Source organism: Verrucosispora sp. TAA-831 (assembly GCF_050780145.1).
In the GTDB taxonomy this organism is placed as follows: domain Bacteria; phylum Actinomycetota; class Actinomycetes; order Mycobacteriales; family Micromonosporaceae; genus Micromonospora.
In genome coordinates this window covers 6,975,933-6,993,561 of record NZ_CP192240.1, presented here as the reverse complement: position 1 = coordinate 6,993,561, position 17,629 = coordinate 6,975,933, and the positions used below count along the sequence as shown (strand labels likewise).

General features: G+C 72.5%; 11 protein-coding genes. 2 read left to right on the top strand and 9 right to left on the bottom strand.

Annotated elements, in window-relative coordinates; genetic code table 11:
• Window positions 1-60 precede the first annotated feature (60 nt).
• The 8 genes from ACQVFL_RS31115 to ACQVFL_RS31080 all read right to left on the bottom strand — a co-directional run bounded on the left by ACQVFL_RS31115 (window position 61) and on the right by ACQVFL_RS31080 (window position 13,413).
• The gene (locus ACQVFL_RS31115) at window positions 61-5,136 is read right to left on the bottom strand and encodes a DNA repair ATPase (RefSeq protein WP_431728214.1); all 5,076 of its coding nucleotides are present in this window, start codon (window positions 5,134-5,136) and stop codon (window positions 61-63) included.
• Entirely contained in the window at window positions 5,129-7,150 is a 2,022-nt protein-coding gene (locus ACQVFL_RS31110) for a flotillin family protein (protein ID WP_396696614.1), read from the bottom strand. The genes ACQVFL_RS31115 and ACQVFL_RS31110 overlap by 8 nt, the downstream gene beginning before the upstream one ends.
• 174 nt (window positions 7,151-7,324) lie before the next feature.
• Window positions 7,325-7,957 carry a hypothetical protein gene (locus tag ACQVFL_RS31105; protein ID WP_396696612.1) on the bottom strand — a complete coding sequence of 211 codons (633 nt, stop codon included), beginning with the start codon at window positions 7,955-7,957 and terminating at the stop codon, window positions 7,325-7,327.
• A gap of 120 nt (window positions 7,958-8,077) precedes the next feature.
• Entirely contained in the window at window positions 8,078-8,671 is a 594-nt protein-coding gene (locus tag ACQVFL_RS31100) for a hypothetical protein (protein ID WP_431728213.1), read from the bottom strand.
• Window positions 8,668-9,276, bottom strand: coding sequence for an RNA polymerase sigma factor (locus tag ACQVFL_RS31095; RefSeq protein ID WP_431728212.1), 609 nt, complete (start codon window positions 9,274-9,276; stop codon window positions 8,668-8,670). Before ACQVFL_RS31095 ends, ACQVFL_RS31100 begins: the two co-directional genes overlap by 4 nt.
• A 396-nt stretch (window positions 9,277-9,672) precedes the next feature.
• On the bottom strand, window positions 9,673-10,923 hold the full coding sequence (gene purD / locus ACQVFL_RS31090) for a phosphoribosylamine--glycine ligase (RefSeq protein ID WP_396696606.1): 1,251 nt from the start codon (window positions 10,921-10,923) through the stop codon (window positions 9,673-9,675).
• 115 nt (window positions 10,924-11,038) lie between these two features.
• Window positions 11,039-11,944 (bottom strand): type IV toxin-antitoxin system AbiEi family antitoxin domain-containing protein, encoded by a 906-nt coding sequence (locus tag ACQVFL_RS31085; RefSeq protein ID WP_431728211.1) that lies wholly within the window; start codon window positions 11,942-11,944, stop codon window positions 11,039-11,041.
• Between the two features lie 179 nt (window positions 11,945-12,123).
• Window positions 12,124-13,413, bottom strand: coding sequence for an adenylosuccinate synthase (locus tag ACQVFL_RS31080; protein WP_396696602.1), 1,290 nt, complete (start codon window positions 13,411-13,413; stop codon window positions 12,124-12,126).
• Between the two features lie 124 nt (window positions 13,414-13,537).
• Between ACQVFL_RS31080 and ACQVFL_RS31075 the strand changes: the two genes are divergently transcribed.
• Window positions 13,538-14,536 (top strand): hypothetical protein, encoded by a 999-nt coding sequence (locus tag ACQVFL_RS31075; RefSeq protein ID WP_431728210.1) that lies wholly within the window; start codon window positions 13,538-13,540, stop codon window positions 14,534-14,536.
• 70 nt (window positions 14,537-14,606) lie between these two features.
• A complete protein-coding gene (locus ACQVFL_RS31070; protein WP_431728209.1) occupies window positions 14,607-16,886 on the top strand; it encodes a chromosome partitioning protein in 2,280 nt (759 codons plus the stop codon).
• Window positions 16,887-17,004: 118 nt separating this feature from the next.
• Here the strand turns inward: ACQVFL_RS31070 and ACQVFL_RS31065 are convergent, their stop codons facing one another.
• The gene (locus ACQVFL_RS31065; RefSeq protein ID WP_396696596.1) at window positions 17,005-17,433 is read right to left on the bottom strand and encodes a DUF3151 domain-containing protein; all 429 of its coding nucleotides are present in this window, start codon (window positions 17,431-17,433) and stop codon (window positions 17,005-17,007) included.
• Window positions 17,434-17,629 lie beyond the last annotated feature (196 nt).

The following is a 17,629-nucleotide window of genomic DNA, read 5'->3' as shown; positions in this document are numbered from 1 at the left end:
TAAGGAGGGGTCCCCTGCTATGCACCAGGCGTTAGCAGGGGACCCCTCCTTTCACCGACCTCAGCGCTCGCTGGCACGACCTATCGCGGCGGCGACTCCACTGACCCGGTCGGCGAGCAGGCCGAGTGCGCCCACCGCGCGGTCGACCGGGTCGTCGCCTCCCCCGCCCAGTGCCTTCGACCGCTGGAAGGCGTCCTTCACCTCGGCCCACCGGGCGGCCTGTTCCGGGGTGAGCCGACCACGCAGCTCGGCGAGCTTGAGCAGGTTCGCCTCCGCGCCCGCCGCGAGCGTCTGCGCCTCGCCCAGGTAGTGGTCGTCGATCACCGCCTCCAACTCCTCGTCGGTGAGTACCGGCACGACCCGCTCGGCGAGCTTGTTCATGTTCCGGTACGAACCCTGGAGCTGGAACTGCGGCTCGGTGCGGGCGTCGTCGGACTGGGCCGCCGAGGCGATGTACGCCTGGTTGTTGGCCAGCACCACCTGCTGCACCCGCAGCAGCTTGCGCAGCACCGACACCATCTGCTCCAACTCCACCGGCTGGTACGGGTGGGAGAGCTGGTCGGCGCGGACCGAGTCGTCCCCGCGCGCCATCCGGACCAGCAGTTCCAGGTCGCCCCGGTCCCGTCCGGAGAGCGGTGCCAGCACCGCGTTGGCGGTGAGCGCGTTCTCGATGTAGCTGAGCGCGAACGCCTCCTCCCGACCGGAGAGCACGTCACCGAGGTTCCACACGTCGGCCCGGTTGGCGAGCATGTCCGGGATCCGGAACCGCTTCCCCGACTCGGTGTACGGGTTACCGGCCATGCACACCGCGAACCGCTTGCCCCGCAGGTCGTACGTGCGGGTGCGGCCCTCCCAGACGCCCTCCATCCGGCGCTGCCCGTCACAGAGCGAGATGAACTTTTGCAACAGCTCCGGGTTGGTGTGCTGGATGTCGTCCAGGTAGAGCAGCACGTTGTTGCCCAGTTCCAGGGCGAAGGAGATCTTCTCGACCTCCTGCCGGGCCGTGGCGTCGGGCGCCTCGGCCGGGTCCAGCGAGGTGACCTTGGTGCCCAGAGCCGGTCCGTTGACCTTGACGAAGACCAGTCCGAGTCGGCTGGCCACGTACTCCATCAGGGTCGTCTTGCCGTACCCGGGCGGGGAGATCAGCAGCAGCAGGCCGGACTGGTCGACCCGCTTGCCGTCGCCGGTGGCACCGAGCTGCCGGGCCAGGTTGTCGCCGATCAGCGGCAGGTACACCTCGTCGAGAAGCCGGTTGCGGACGAAGGCGTTCATCACCTTCGGCCGATACTCCTCCAGCCGCAGGCGGTCCCGCTCGACGTCCACCAGCGCGTTGCGTCGCCGCTGGTAGTCCCGGTAGGCGGGGACCAGCTCGGTGCGGAACGCCCGGGTCCGGGCCAGCATCTCGTCCAGCCGTACGTCGAGCGTGGAGCCCTCGATGCGCGGGTGCGCGCCGAGCAGCCCGCCGACCGCCTCGGTCATCGTCGCGGTGCTGTCCTGCCGGGCCGGCTCCGCACCGCACAGCTCGACGGCGACCGCCTCCGGCAGGTCGTACCCGGACAGGTTGCCGTCGTCGGTGGCCAGGAACGCGGTCAGCCACGCCTCCACCAGTTGGTGACGACCGGCGAGGTCGTCGCCGAGGGCCCGCAGGTCGTCGTCGAACTCGCGGGACGAACGCGACTGCGGGCCGCCGAGCGCCCGCCGGAACCGGTCGAGCAGGGCGCGCGCCCCGCCACCGGTGACGAACCGCACCGGCGGCGAGGACAACTCCTCGAAGAGGTACTCGCCGGCGAGCGCCGTCCCACCGGGCGGCACCGGCAGTCCGACGCCGCGCAGGAATGCGTCGGCCGCCTCGGCGAGCTGCGCGCCGAGCCGGTCGGCGGCGTCCTCGCCCTCGGGGCGGCCGAACCGCTGCCGGGCGCGGGCCAGCGAGGCGGCCCGGGCGGTCCAGACGGACCGGGTCGGCTCGTCGGTGCCGAACCGCCAGAACAACTGTGCGGCGGCCCGGTCGGCGGGTGGGTAGCGCAGCAGTCCCGCACCGGCGTGCAGGCGCAGCAGCACCCGCAGGATCTCGGCGGCGTCGTGGTCGTGCACGCCGCGCTCGTACCCCTCGTCGTAGCGGGTCTCGGCGATCCGCCGGACCAGTTCCCGCAGCCCGTCGGTGTCCACCGCCGCGGTGTGCAGCGCGTCCAGGGTGAGCCCGTCGCGGCCCGCCTCGGCGGCGGCGAGGATCGCGGTGGCCAGGTACTCGGCCCGGTACACCTGCGCCGACTCGGAGACCAGCAGTTGGTCCCAGAACCGCCGGGTCTGCTGGAACTCCTCGTCGCGCACCGGTGCGCGGTAGTCGGTGCCGGTCACCGCCACCACCATCCGGCCCTCGGCCGGCACCACCGCCACGTCGATCGGTTGGGTGTTCACCGCGAAGCGGTGCCGGCCCAGCCGGATCGTCTCGCCACCGTCGGCGTACAGGTCGAGGCGGTCGCGCAGACCGCGCCCGGCCTCCTGGCGCGCGGCCCGGACCCGGCCGTCCAGCTCCTCGGCCCGCACCGCGTCGCCGAGGGTACGCAGCTCCTCCACCACCGAGCGGAGCTTGCCCACCATCGGGTCGGCCGCGAAGTAGGTGTTGATCTCGTCGAGCGAGCCGAGCGTGCCGGCTCGCCGCTGCACGCTGACCAGGATCCGCTCGGCCGAGGCGACCAGCCGGTCGGCCCGCCGGGAACGTTCGTCCAGCAGGGCCTGCTTGCGTGCCGAGAACGCCTCGTAGATGTCGGTACGCCGGGTGGCCAACTCGGTGAGGAAGTCGTCGAACTCCCCGAACCGGGACTCCAGTTCCTCCACCCGCAGCAGCAGGCGGCCGAGTTGCTCGTCGCAGCGTTCGGCGGTGTCCGCCGCCGCCAGCGCCCCGGTGACCGCCTGCCCGAGCAGGGCGAACTCGGCGGCGAAACCGGCCCGGCCCTCCACTGCGGCCAGCTCCTGGCGCCGCTTGTCGAGCACGGCCCGAGCCCGGTTGACCGCGCCCAGCACCTCGCCGACCCGACCCAGGATGTTGGTCCGGACGGTCGCGTCGGCGATGTCCAGCCCACCCACCACGTCGGTGATGGTCTGGAGACCGTCGGTACGGGCGGCCAGCTCGTCGCGGACGGTGCCGGCCTCGGCCACCGTACCGATCTCGGCGGCCCGCGCGGCGAGTCGCTCCACCTCCTGTTGGTAGCCGGTGAACGCCTCGTCGCGGCGGAGGAACTCCACCGCGCGTCGACCGGCCACCGACAGTTCCTCGTCCAGCCGGGCGGCCAGCTCGTCGATCCGGTCGTGGTCGACGTACCGCAGTTCGCGCAACGACTCCAGGTGTCCGCGCACCCGACGCAGCCCACCGAGCTGGGTGACCCAGTCGTCGGCGGTCAGCGGTGCCTCGCCCCGGGCCCGGCGGGCCAGCGAGGCGATCTGCTCGGCGCTCTCGTCCAGCTCCGCGCGGGCCTGCTCGGTGAGCGTACGGACCTTCTCGTGCTCCTCCAGCACGGAGCTGGCGGTACGCCGCAGTCCACTCAACGGGGTGGCCAGGTCACCCAGCTCGTCCTCGCCGAGCCAGTGGTAGTGGTCGGTGATCCGGGCACACGCCGCGATCAGCGCCTCGTACACCCCGGCGGTGGCGCTGCCCTGCACCATCCGCGCCGCCGAGAGACAGTCCGAGATGCCGCGTACCAGGTCGGCGTTGCCGACCCGCTCCAGCGGGCCGGTGCCGGCCGGCTGCGCCGCCGCGTACGCGTCGGAGACGTACGGCGTCTGCCAGATCTGCATCGGGTGGACCCGGGTCGGCTCCTCGGAGACGGCCCGGAACACCACCAGCGTGCCGTCGTCGAAGAGGGAGAAGCCGTGGCACGGGATCGGCGCGGCCACCTCCTTGCGGATCGCGTTGTACGGCAGCAGCAGCGAGCGCCCCTCGGCTCGGGCGTGGAAGACGTAGAGCACGTCCTCACCGTTCGGCGACCGCACCACCCGCTCGAACTCCAGGTCGGCGACCTCGGTGTCGAAGGTGCGGGTGACGCCGGTGGCCAGGTGGTAGCCGCCGGGGAAGATGATGCCGTGGTCCTCGGGCAGCCGCTGGCAGGCCACCCCGATGCCGTCGAGGCGGACCACCTCCCGGCTGAGCGTGTTGAAGACCAGGTGCCGCCACTGCGTCTCCTTGTACGGCAGGATCCGCAGCAGGATCAGCGGCCCCACCCGGGCCCACTGCACGTCGGCGTCGGCCAGGCTCTGCAACGGCTCGTCCACCGGCTCGCTGTAGACGCCCTCGCCGACCTCGGTGTTGTTCTCCACCTTGACGGTCAGCGTGCCGCCCACCGTCTCGACGAAGATCTCACCGTCGATGTCGATGTGCGGGTGCCGGCCGAGCACGTGGTCCTGCCGGGTCGTCTCGATCCACTCGAAGTCGTGGCTCGGCGGGAAGACGTGGTCCCGCTCCCCCCGGCTGTCCAGGTACTCCGGGATGCCGTCCACGCCGACCTGCCAGCGCAGCACCCGGATGTCCTCGGTACGCGGCCCGGTCTGGAACACCGCCAGCAGCCGGGCGTCGACCCGGCGCAGTTGCAGCAGGCGCGCCTGCCGGTAGTAGCGGTACAGCTCGCTGAAGTCCCGGACGAACTGCGGGTGCCGCAACAGGCCGGGCAGCTCGTCCTGCCCCGCCTCGTCGAACCGGAAGGCGACCTCCTCCGATCCACCCTCGCGCTGTTCGCGGGTGAAGCGGTGCAGCGAGAAGACGTCGTCGACGGTCGTCTCCGGCTTGAGGCCGATGAAGACGTTGTAGCCGAACAGCATCAGCCCGCCGACCGGGACGATGTCCCGGGGCACGCAGTTGTGCTCGGTACGGATCCGTTCGGTGCTCAGCAGCCGCAGCTCGGTGCTGCCGAACACCTCCAGCCGACGGGCGTTGAGCGACTCGGCTCGCCGGGCCAGCTCGGCGGCCTGCCCGGCGAGCCGCTTGCGCAGCACCTCGTAGCTGCCGTCGTCCAGCCCCGGCCGGGTACCGCCGTCCGGATCGACCTCGGCCGGGTCGGGGCCGCCATCGGCCCGGCCCACCGCGGCCGGTCCGGCGGCACCGGGCGTACGCCCGGTGGTCGCCGGACCGGCGGTCGGCTCACTCACCGGCGGACTGCCGCGAACCGGTGAGGGCGGCGACCGGGGTGTCCGCCACACCCAGGCGCTGCGCGGCCTTCAGCAGCTCCTGGAGCTTGCCCTTGTCGGCGCCGCCGGAGCGCATCTGCTGCGCCAGGAACGCCGAGAGCGTGAGGTTCTGCACGTCGGCGGTGTTCAGCGAGCCGATCATCCGGGTCAGGTCGTCGGTGAAGCTGGCACTGCCGTCCAGCCACGGCTGGGTGAGGTTCTTCGCCACGTCCGAGTGGGCCACGAAGCTGTCCACGCTCTTGCCGAACGAGATCGAGCTGAGCAGCCGGTCGAAGAAGACGCTGTCGCCACCGACGATGTCGATGTTCGCCTTCTCCAGGCCGGTGGCGACCAGCGCGGCCTGCGCCTCGGCGACCTGACGCTGGGTGTCCAGCCCGGCCAGCCGGACCTCCTTCTCCAGCTCCAGACGCAGCCGGTACTCCTCGTGCTCGCGGGTCGCGTCGTCCAGCGCGGCCATCGCGGCGGCCTTCTCGGTGAGACCCTCGGCCTCGCCCTTCAGCTTCTCGCGCACCGCCTCGGCGGCGGCCACCGCCTTCTCGCGCTCGACTGCGGCCTCGGCCCGACCGACCTTCTCGATCGCCTCGGCACTGCGCTCCTGCACCTGCACCTCGGCCAGGCCGGCGGCTGCCGACTCGGCCTGGATGCCCTCGGCCAGTCGGATCTTCGCGCGGGTGTCCAGCTCGGCGGCCTGCTGCCGGGCCTCGGCCAGCACCAGTTCCTCGCGGGCCTTGTGCTTCGCCGCCGCCTCGGCGGCTTCCGCCGCCTTGATGTCCTTGACCAGGCTCTCCTGCGCCTCGGCCTCGGCCTGGATGACCAGCGCCTGACGGGTCCGCTCGGCCTCCTCGACCACGCGCAGCCGCTTGATGTTCTCTTCCTGCTCGGCCACGGTCTTCTCCACCGCGATCCGCTCCCGGACGACCTCGGCGATGGCCCGCTTCTCGGCCTCCACCTCCTTGTCCTTGGCGATGGTGCTCAGCTCGGTCTCCCGGTCCCGGCCGATGACCTCCAGCATGCGGTCCTTCTCGATCCGCTCGGTCTCGATGGCGATGACCCGCTCGCGGTTCTTCTCCGCGACCGCGATCTCCCGAGCCCGGTTCTCGTGCTGGATGCCCAACTGCTCGTCGGTGCGGATGTTCGCCGTCTCGGCCCGCAGCCGCTCCTCGGCGCGTACCCGGGTGATCTCGGCCTGCTCGCGGGCCCGCACGGTCTCGATCTCGCGCTGCTGCTTGGCCTCGGCGTCGGCCTGCCGCCGCTCCAGTTCGAGGATCGCCTCCTTGGCGTCCACGTTCTGGCGGGTGATCTCCTTCTCCTCGCTGCGCCGGAACTCGTTGGTCCGGACGTGCTCCTGCGTGGTCAGCTCGGTGATCTTCCGGATGCCCTGGGCGTCGAGGATGTTCTTCGGGTCGAGCTGCGACATCGGCGTCTGCTCAAGGAAGTCGATCGCCGCGTCCTCAAGGCTGTAGCCGTTGAGGTCGGTGCCGATGACCCGGATGATCTGGTCGCGGAACTCGTCACGCTTCGTGTAGAGGTCGACGAAGTCGAGCTGCTTGCCGACCGTCTTCAGCGCCTCGGAGAACTTCGCGTTGAACAGCTCCTGGAGGGTCTCCCGGTCACTGGCCCGCGCGGTGCCGATCGCCTGCGCCACCTTGATGACGTCCTCGTTCGTCTTGTTCACCCGGACGAAGAAGGTGATCCGGATGTCGGCCCGGATGTTGTCGCGGCAGATCAGACCCTCGTTGCCGGTCCGTTCGATGTCGATCGTCTTGACCGAGATGTCCATGATCTCGGCCTTGTGCAGGACGGGCATCACCACCGCGCCGGTGAAGGTCACGTCGACCCGCCGGATCTTGGAGATGATCAGCGCCTTGCCCTGCTCGACCTTGCGGAACAGCCGACTGACCATGAACACCACGCCGAGCGCGACGAGCAGGACGACGGCGAGGAGTACACCGATTCCGGTGGTGATCACATCCATGGTTGGGCGCGCGGACGGCGGCAGCCGGCGGCGGAGCCGGGGCGGGACGCCGCGCATCCTCCTTTCGAGGGGTGTCAGGGGCGGCGAGGGGGCGGACCGGACGAAGGGGGTTCGCACCGGCCGCCTCGGATGAGGTCGGGGTGATCCGCGCGGAGGCGAACTCACCAGGGGCGATTACTCGGGGGCATGTCTGAGGGGGTCGAAGGCGGGCCCGGCGGGCATCACCCAGAAGAACTCACCCTCGGTGTCGTAGTCGTAGATCAACGCGGAGGTGCCGGCCGTCAACTTCTCGTCGCCCGGCTGCCGGACCTGCACCACCGCCGACGAGCCGTCCGCCGCCGTCACCTCGGCCTGACCGAAGTCGGCGGTGACCGTGCCGGTCCGCACCACGCAGAGACGGCCGACGAAGGTGTTGCGGCTGGCGTCCGAATCGGTCGGGAAGAGACGTCCCAACGGCACCGCGATCAGCCGGGTCACCGCGTACGCGCAGAGCGTGGCGGCCAGCAGCACGCCGACCGAGACCGCGATCCGGGTGCCGGCGCCGAGCCCGATGCCGTCGAGCAGCACGGTACCGGCCAGGCTGACGAACCAGGCCACCGCGACGAGCAGGGAGAAGATGATCGCACTGGGTACGCCGCCGAGCCCGAGACCGGCGAGGAACGTACCGGCTCCGCCGTCGACGTCCAGGTCGTCGCCCAGATCCAGCACCCCGGTCAGCACCAGCAGCCAGTAGCCGACGACGACCACGAGCAGGAAGCTGAACAGCACGGTGGGGAAACTGAGTGCCGTGGCCAGAAAGCCGGTCACCTTGTCCTCCTCCCCGCACCCGACGGCCCGACCAGGCCACCGGCACGATGATCGTGACACGGGGTGTCAACCGCACGGTCAGGGCCGATCGGCCGGTCCCCCCGGTCTGACCGGCCAAGATCAGTCCAGGTTCGCCTCGACGAGCGCGTCCAGCGTCGCCGCACGGACCTGCGGCGTGTCCCCGGTCACGGAGACGAACAGGGTACGCCCGTCGGGCAGCCACGCGGACAGGTAGGCCGTCGAGGTCGCCATGTCGTCCGTGGCCAACACCTGCGCCGCAGTCGCCACGGTCACCTCGTGGGGTACCCCGGGCAGTCCCAGTACCGCCTCGACGTCGAAGACCGCGACCACCCGGATCACCGGCCCGGCCCCCTCGTACGCGACCCGGACGCCGGGCGGCACCGCCTGTGGGCGGGCCATCCGCAGCACCGCCTCGGCCGGGTCGGCCGGTCGCAGGTAGGCCGGCACGCCGCGCAACGCGGGCACGGTGGGCCCGGCGGGTGCCGCGACCTGTGTCGTGGTTGCCGGTCGACCCGCCGTCACCACGGTGAAGACGCCCAGGCCGACCACCGTGCACAACCCCAGTGCCACGGCGACGGCCTGGACGCGTCGACGACGCCGCAGGCGGTCCCGCACCACCGGCAGCGGATCCGGGCCGGAGGGATAACCCTCGTCGTCCCAGAATTCGCGCAGCGCCTCCCGGACGTCGGTCATCCCGCCATCTTCCGGTCGGCTCGCGCGCGGACCGCCGACAGTGCCGGACCGATCGCGTCGAGCGCGTGCCGACGCAACGACCGGACGCTCGCCGGGCGTCGCCCGACCGCCTCGGCGATCGCCGCGTCATCGAGATCATCGAGGTACGACAGCACGAGGACCGCCCGGCGCACGGGCGGCAGCCCGGCCAGCAGTCGACGCAGCAGGTCACCGTCCTCGACGCCGTCGCCGGACCAGCCGTCCTCGACACGATCGGACGCACGCCCGATGACGCGGCCGAGACCGCCCTCGGTGCTGCTGCCGGACCCACCGTCGGTGCGGCTGCCGGACCCACCGTCGGTGACCAGCGGTGACGCCGCCGACGTGCGCCGGAACCGGCGGACCAGCGTCCGGAGCCGGCCGGTGTGCAGGCGGATCATCGCGGTCTTGGCGTACGCGAACGGGTCGCCGTCGGCGAGCACGCGGTGCCACACCCCGGCCACCCGGACGTAGGTCTCCTGGAGAAGATCCTCCGCCTGGTCCGGGTCGGCGGCAACGGCACGGGCGTACCGGCGCAGCGCCGGAGCGGACCGGCGAACGAACGTCTCGAACTCGACGGCTTCCATCCCACCTCCCTCGCCACTAAATACGCTGCGGGGAGGTCGTTACGTTGCGGCCCGTCGACCACAACCGCAGACCGTTCGGTCACCGAGGTCCGACGCGGCGGCTCACCCGACGAACCGGATCAGCACCATCACACGGCCGGACAGCCGACCGACCGGTCGAGCCGCCGGTCCGGTGGAAGCCGCCGAGCCCAGTCCGACGCCGCCGGACAGGGCGGGCCGCCGGACAGGGCGGGCCGCCGGACAGGGCGGGCCGCCGAGCCCGGTCGACACCCCGCCGGGCCAGTCGACGCCGCCGAATCGGGCGAAGCCGCCGGATGGGCGAAGCCGCCGGGGCCGGTCGACACTGCGCCGGGACCGGTCGACACCGCCAGGTCGGCCGACGGTGGTTCGGTGGGCTCAGGCGGGGAGCGTGATCCGGCCGTCGATCGCGGACGACGCGATGTCACCACGGTGGTGCGACCCGGCCAACGTGATGCCGCGTACCAGTTCGTAGGCGGCCTCGCGCGCGGCGGCCAGGTCGGGGCCGGTGGCCGTACCGCAGAGGACCCGGCCGCCCGCAGAGAGCAGGGCACCGTCGGCGGCCCGGCGGGTGGTGCCGGCGTGGATGACGCCCGGACGGTCCGCGCCGGTGATCACGTCACCGGTACGCGGCGGGGCCGGGTAGCCCTCGGCGGCCACCACCACGGTGACCGCCGCGCCGTCGTGCCAGCGCAGCGGCGGGTGCTCGGCCAGCGTGCCGGTGGCGGCTGCGTGCAGCAGACCGGCCAGTGGCGTCTCCAGCAGGGCGAGCACCACCTGGGTCTCCGGGTCACCGAAGCGGGCGTTGAACTCGATCACCCGGGGTCCGTCGGCGGTGATCGCCAGCCCGACGTAGAGCAGGCCGCCGAACGGCTTGCCCCGACGCCGCATCTCGGCCAGCGTGGGGTGGACGACATCCCGCATCACGTCGTCGACCAGGTCGGACGGCGCCCAGGGCAGCGGCGCGTACGCACCCATGCCGCCGGTGTTCGGGCCGGTGTCGCCGTCACCGACCCGCTTGAAGTCCTGCGCCGGCAGCAGCGGTACGGCGGCCTCGCCGTCGGTCACCACGAACAGCGAGACCTCCGGCCCGGCCAGGTACTCCTCGACGACCACCCGACCGCACTCGGCGGCATGCCGCAGCGCGGCGTCGCGGTCCTCGGTCACCACCACGCCCTTGCCGGCGGCGAGCCCGTCGTTCTTCACCACGTACGGCGGCCCGAACTCGTCCAGCGCGGCGGCCGTACCCGCCTCGTCGGTGCAGGTGTGGGCGCGGGCGGTGGGCACCCCGGCGGCCGTCATCACGTCCTTGGCGAACGTCTTGGAGCCTTCGAGCTGCGCTGCCTCGGCCGACGGGCCGAAAACCGCGATGCCCTTGGCCCGCAGCGCGTCGGCGACTCCGGCGACCAGCGGCGCCTCCGGCCCGATCACGACCAGGTCGGCGGCCACCTCGACCGCCAGCCCCGCCACGGATTCGGGATCCGTCGCCACGACCTCCCGCAGCTCGGCCACGTCGGCGATCCCGGGATTCCCGGGTGCCGCGATCACCTGCTCGACGGTCGGATCCTCGGCGAGCCGCAGCGCAAGCGCGTGCTCCCGTCCACCACTACCCAGCAACAGAACACGCACGCCCGGCATCCTACCCACCACCCCCGCCGCCCCAGTTGATCAAGAAGTTTGCGTCTCAATTTCGGCGTGTCGACGCTCAAACTTCTTGATCAACAGGGGGAGGGTGGGGTGGGAGTCAGGGGGTGCGGAGGGCTTGTTTGACGGTTTGCGGGATGTAGTCGGGGTGGAGGGTGTCGGACCAGGTGAAGCGGAGGATGCGCCAGCCGGCGTTGACGAGGCGGTTCTGTCGCATCCGGTCCGCATAGATCGCCTGCGGTCCGTCGTGTGGGCCCCGGCCGTCCGCCTCGGCGATCAGGCGGGCCCGACGCCAGCCCAGGTCACCGACCCCCAGCAGCCAGCCGTCCTCGTCGCGAACCTCGATCTGGAGCACGTCCGGCGGGACACCTCCGTCGACGCACCGCAGCCGGGAACGTGTCTCCAGCGGCGACTGGGCCCGACCATCAGCCTCGGCGAGCCGACGCCGGGCGGCGACCGCACCACGCCGTCCGGCGATCAGAGCCGGGATCGACGCCAGGTCCGCCTCGGTGAGCAGCCGCCGGTTGAGCGCCGAGTCCAGGACGCAGACGGCGGGGTACCGGTCCGCGCGCAGGATGACGTCGGCGACCGTACGCACCGCGGTGGTGACCCGGACGCCGGCCAGCACCTCGACATCCTTCGAGCCCAGGGTCAACTGGTGTACGACGAGTTCCGGATCGGTACGCCGCTGCGGGCGCGGGCACTGCACCGGCACCGAGACGTGGATCTCGGACGTGGCACGCAACCCGGCGATCCCGTGCACTTCGGCGGCGGTCCCCAGTACGGCCACCGCCCCCGGCCCCAGACTGTCGACCGCCGCCCGGATCCGGGCCCGTCGTAACGCCAGCGGGTCGGATTCGGGGGACGGCGCGAAGCGCCCTCGGGCCAGCCTGACCCAACGCCCCGACCGGACCAGATGGCGGATCCGCCCCCGAGTGAACCCCGCCGACAGCGCCTGATCCACCGTCACCACACCGCTGCGCGCCCCGAATCCCGTCTCCCCCATCCCTCCACCCCACCGCTCCCACCCCCCACTCCTCCACCCCTGTGGATAACCCGCCGCCCCCTGTGGACAACCTCCGCCGCCAGCGGGGTTGATCAAGGGATTTGGGCCATCTGGGCCCCTTTCCGCGACCAAAACTTCTTGATCAACGCGGAGGGGGTGGGGGGTGGGGGGTGGGGTGGTTAGGGGAGTAGGGGGTGGCGGGTTACGTTTTCCTCGCGGCCGGGGCCTACGCCTACGACGCTGACGCGGGTGTTGCAGAGCTGCTCGATGCGGGCGATGTAACGCCGGGCGTTCTCGGGGAGGTCGTCCTCGGTCCGCGCCTTGGTGATGTCCTCCCACCAGCCGTCGTGCTCTTCGTAGATCGGCGTGGCGTGGTGGAAGTCGGTCTGGGTCATCGGCATGTCGTCGACGCGCTTGCCGTTGATCTCGTAGCCGACGCAGATCGGCACGGTGGCCAGGCCGGTGAGCACGTCGAGCTTCGTGACGACCAGGTCGGTGACGCCGTTGAGGCGGCAGGCGTACCGGGCCACCACCGCGTCGAACCAGCCGCAACGACGCTCCCGGCCGGTGGTGGTGCCGTACTCGTGGCCGACCTTGCGCAGGTGCGCGCCGTTCTCGTCGAACAGCTCGGTCGGGAACGGACCCGAACCGACCCGGGTGGTGTACGCCTTGCTCACCGCGATCACCTTCGTGATCGCGGTCGGCGGGATGCCCGCCCCCACGCACGCGCCGCCGGCCGTCGGGTTCGACGAGGTGACGAAGGGGTAGGTGCCGTGGTCCATGTCGAGCATGGTGGCCTGGGCACCTTCGAGGAGTACGGTGTCGCCCCGGTCCAGCGCGTCCCAGAGCATCGCGCGGGTCTCCGCGATGTACGGGCGCAGCCGCTCCGCGTACTCCAGGTACTCCTCGATGGTGGCGTCGACGTCCATCGCCTTGCGGTTGTAGACCTTGAACAGCACCTGGTTCTTCTCGCGCAGCGCGAGTTCCAGCTTCTTGCGGAAGATGCCCGGGTCAAGCAGGTCCTGCACCCGGATGCCCATCCGGGCGACCTTGTCGCCGTACGCGGGGCCGATGCCCCGGCCGGTGGTGCCGATGCGGGAACTGCCCAGGTAGCGCTCGACCACCCGGTCCAGCGCCCGGTGGTGCGGCATGATCAGGTGCGCGTCGCCGGAGATGCGCAGCCGGGAGACGTCCACGCCGCGCTCGGCGAGTCCGTCGATCTCGGTCAGCAGCACCTTCGGGTCGACCACCACGCCGTTGCCGATGACGATCACGGCGTTCGGGGAGAGTGCGCCCGAGGGCATGAGGTGCAGCGCGTACTTCTGGCCGTCAGGGGTGATCACGGTGTGCCCGGCGTTGTTGCCGCCGGAGTAGCGCACGACGTAGTCGACCCGCTCACCCAGTTGGTCGGTAACCTTGCCCTTGCCCTCGTCACCCCACTGAGCGCCGATGAGCACGATCGCTGGCATCTCTTCGCCTCCAGAAGGCTCGGGTGCCAGATGGCGACCGGTCAGCGAGCCCGGGGTGTCAGGTTAACAAGTAGTGACGGCACGACCGGCAGGGGTCGCGCCGAGAGGCAGGAGGGGCCTACCCGTGTACGACGTGGTGCTGCTCACCCTCGGCTCGGAGCGGGACGCTCCCGGAGCCGGGTGCGGCAGTGGCGGAGCCTGTTGCGGCGGAGCGTCCGAGGCAGCCCCGGACCTCCCGGAACGCTGCGAGACTCCGCGCGTACCGGTGCTGGCCTGCGCGGACGCGCTGACCGCCCGAGGCGCGCGGGTCGAGACGGTGACCGCCCGGTCGGACGCGGAGATCGACGAGGTGCTGGCCCGACTGGACGCGCCGCCTCGTCCGGACGGGCTCACCTGGCCCGACCCGGACTCCAAGGTGCGTCTCGTGGTGGCAGTCGCCGGTGACGCACAGTTGCGGGCCGTGATCCGCCGGTTGGTCCGGCGGTACGCCCCGCCGCCGAGTCGTCGTCCGGCCGACCTGGCCGACGGCCGGACCGTGCCGGACCTGCCGCCGGTCGGCGTACTCCCGCTGGACCCGGCCCGCAGCACGACGCACCGGGACCTCGCCGCGCAGCTCGGCCTGCCGCGTGATCCGGCGGCGGTGGCCGCCGCGGTGCTCGACGGCACGCCTCGCCGACTGGATCTGCTGCGCAACGACGGCGGTTCGGTCACCCTGGACGGCGCGCTGCTCGGGGCCGCCGCCGAGGACGGACGCCCGTTGCACTGGCGTGGTCGGGTGGAGGTGGACGACGCGGTGCTCTCGCACGGCGACGACCCGCTGCTGGCCTGCGCGATCGGCAACGCCGCCGGGTACGCCCGGCTCGACGACGTCGACCTGCTCGCCGCTCCCGACCCGACGGACGGGCTGGTCGAGGTGGCGGTGGCGGTCCCGGTGGTGACCCGGTCGCGGCTGGGCCGCCGACGGGTACGCCTGGAGGTGCGCCGGGCCCGCGGCCGGGCGGTCTCCGTGCTGCCCCGGGACGAGGGCGCGCTGCCGTATCTGGACGACGGCGTGGAGGGGCAGTTGACCCGTAAGCGGTCCTGGTGGACCGAGTCGGGCGCCTGGGCGGTCTGGACGGCCTGACCCCGCCCCGCGTGAACGGCCGGGTTCGGCCGGTGGGCCTATCCTCGGCAGAGGGAATGGGGGAGGAACCGTGGTGGACGAGAACGCCGACCGGGCGCACGTGCCCGGCCAGCAAGGGGCGCCGGAACGGGACATCGAACCACTCTGGCCGCCGGACCAGGTCGAGGGCTTCGGCACGCCCGCATGGGCGACCCCGCCGACGCCGCCCGCCGCGCCACCCGCGTCGCCCCCGGACAGGCCGGGCTACCCGGTGCCGCCGACCGCCGGTCAGCCGGGTCACCTACCGCCCACCGGCCAACCGGCCGGGCCGCCCTCGCCCGCCGACTACCCGTCGCTGACCGCCGGTGTCGGCGGCGAGGTGGGGACGACGCCGGGTCCCGGATGGGCGCCCACGTCGCCGCCCGTCGGCGGACAGCCGAGTGCGCCGCCGCCCGTGGCCAGCGGGCAGGCGAGTGTGCCACCACCGGTGGTCGGCGGACGGGCGAGTGTGCCGCCGCCCACCGGCTGGGCACCCGCGCCGACGCCGCCCGAACACGGCCGGGTCGACCTGGATCTACCGTTCACTCTCGACCGGCCGACCGCGATCGCGCCTCCGCACGACGACCGGCCCGGCAACACCGGTGCGACGGCCGTCCCCGGCCCGCGTCCCGCCACCGTCTCCGACCCGGCCGTCGGCTCCGACCCGGCCGCCGACGCGGGTCGGCCGGACCTGGACGGCGAGCCCGAGACGGCACCGGCGGAGACCTCCGCCGGCGGTGGCGACCACCCCGACGGCGACGGCCCGACGATGGTCCGGCCGCCGACGGAGTCGCCCTGGGCGCAACCGCCGCAGCGTCCGACCGCCGCAGCGTCGGAGAGCAGCGACCCGTCCGGGACCGAGCGCGCAACCCGTCCCGGTTGGGCCACCGGCGCGCAGCCTTTCCCACCGGTGGCGTCGGCAGCCGGAACCGGTCGGCCGGTGCCGCCGCAGGCCGGGACGTATCCCGTACCCGCACCGCAGCACGGCACCCCGGTGCCGCCGCCGCATCGCGACGCGTTCCCGCCGCCGCACGTGGGTCCGCTTCCCGAGCACCAGGGCACGGTCGTGCCACAGCACGGCGTGCCGATGCCGCCGCCCCAGCCCAGCCCGTTCCCACCCCAGCCCGGCGCGGTGCCACCCCAGCCCGGCCCGTTCCCGCCGCAACCCGGAGCGGTGCCGCCGCAGCCGGGAGCGGTGCCACCGGAGGGCTCGGCGTACCCGCCTGCGCACCAGGCGGACTCGCCGCCCGGGCCGTTCCCGCCGCAGCCGGCCTGGAACCCGGCATCCTGGCCGCAGAGTGCACCACCGCCGGTGGCACCCCCGGCACCGCAACTGCCCTACCCGGCCGCGAACCCGACGCCCGCCGGCTACCCCGAACCGGCCTGGAACCCGGCCGAGCCGGGCGTCCCGCCCACCGCCGAGGACTTCGCCCGGCGGCGGCACGTCCGCCCGGCCGATCCGGTCGCCACCATGGGCGTACGGGCGGTGGTCAACCGGACCGGTCTGGTGAAGCTGCCGCCGGGCCGGCAGGAACTGGAACTCAAGCGGGACATCGAGACGGTCCGCCGCAACTTCGGCGGGCTCCGGCAGGTGACCGTGGTCAACCCGAAGGGCGGCGCGGGCAAGACCGTCGCCATCCTGCTGCTCGCCATGACGTTCGGTCAGAAGCGCGGCGGGTACGTGCTGGCCTGGGACAACAACGAGACCCAGGGCACCCTCGGCATGCGCGCCCAGCAGGACTTCCACTCGCGTACGGTGCGGGATCTGCTGCGGGACCTGGGGCAGTTCCACGGTGCCCACGGTCGGGTCGGTGACCTGTCGCAGTACGTCCGCTCACAGGGTGAGGGGATGTTCGACGTCCTCGCCTCCGACGAGTCGGCCACCGGCGGCGAGATGCTCACCGCCTCGGCCTTCGGCGAGATCCGTGAGGTGGTCAGCCGGTTCTACAAGCTGATCTTCGTGGACACCGGCAACAACGTGCGGGCGCAGAACTGGCAGGCCGCGATGGACGCGACCGATCAACTGGTGGTCACCATGTCGGCCCGTAACGACTCGGCCGAGACCGCCGCCCGGATGCTCGACCACCTGGAGCAGAGCGGCCGGCAACGGCTGGTCCGGCAGGCGGTCACGGTGGTCTCCATGCCGCCGTCCCGCAAGGAGATCGACCTGCCAGCGATCCAGGAGCACTTCGCCGCGCGTACCCGGGGGGTGCTGCTGGCGCCGTACGAGCGGCTCATCGACACCGGCGAGCCGATCCGGTACGCCCAGCTCTCGTCGGCGACCCGGGACGCCTGGCTCAAGATCGCCGCCTCGGTCGCCGAGGGACTCTAGGCCCCGACCGCGCGGTCTCGGCAGTGCGCGCCACGTCGAACCGCCGGCCTCCGGAGCACCTGCTCCGAGCCGGCGGCTCGGCGGACGGTCGGTTGCTGGCCAGCGCGTCGGCGGACGGTCAGTTGCTGGCCAGCGCGTCGGCGGCGGCCGGGTCGCAGTCGCGGAGGAACTGGGCACAGCGGGCGGCCTCGTCCGCCTCACCGATCGCGTCGGCGGCGCGGGAGAGCACGTAGAGGCAGCGCAGGAAGCCCCGGTTCGGCTCGTGCGACCACGGCACCGGCCCGTGACCCTTCCAGCCGCTGCGGCGCAACTGGTCCAGCCCCCGGTGGTAGCCGGTGCGGGCGTAGGCGTACGCGGCGACGACCTGCCCCTCGGCGAAGGCCCGGGCGGCCAACGCGGCCCAGGCGGCGCTGTGCGTCGGGAACCGGGCGGCCACCGTGGCCAACGCCTCGTCGCCGCCGTCCTGCGCGGCCGTGGCCAGCGTGGCGTCGGCCTCGTCGTGTGCGGGCAGGAGCGTGGCCGGGGGCTCCGGCAAGAGGTTCTGCATCGTCCCATTCAACCCGCTTCCGGCCAGTGCCCGCGAGGGGGTCCGGCGAGCCGGCTGACTGAACGGCCGAGAGGTCCGTCACGCCTGCGGCCCATGCCGCCGACCGGTCCCTTCCACTACAACTAAAAGACCGGAGCCTCCCCAGGAACCGGAGTTGCGGGAGCTCGGCCAGGCCGCCGGGCTCCCGCCCCCCACT

Coding starts and splice junctions, on each gene's coding strand:
- ACQVFL_RS31110 (WP_396696614.1), bottom strand. CDS start 7,150: ATGGATGTGATCACCACCGGAATCGGTGTACTCCTCGCCGTCGTCCTG.
- ACQVFL_RS31100 (WP_431728213.1), bottom strand. CDS start 8,671: ATGACCGACGTCCGGGAGGCGCTGCGCGAATTCTGGGACGACGAGGGT.
- ACQVFL_RS31095 (WP_431728212.1), bottom strand. CDS start 9,276: ATGGAAGCCGTCGAGTTCGAGACGTTCGTTCGCCGGTCCGCTCCGGCG.
- ACQVFL_RS31085 (WP_431728211.1), bottom strand. CDS start 11,944: ATGGGGGAGACGGGATTCGGGGCGCGCAGCGGTGTGGTGACGGTGGAT.
- ACQVFL_RS31080 (WP_396696602.1), bottom strand. CDS start 13,413: ATGCCAGCGATCGTGCTCATCGGCGCTCAGTGGGGTGACGAGGGCAAG.
- ACQVFL_RS31065 (WP_396696596.1), bottom strand. CDS start 17,433: ATGCAGAACCTCTTGCCGGAGCCCCCGGCCACGCTCCTGCCCGCACAC.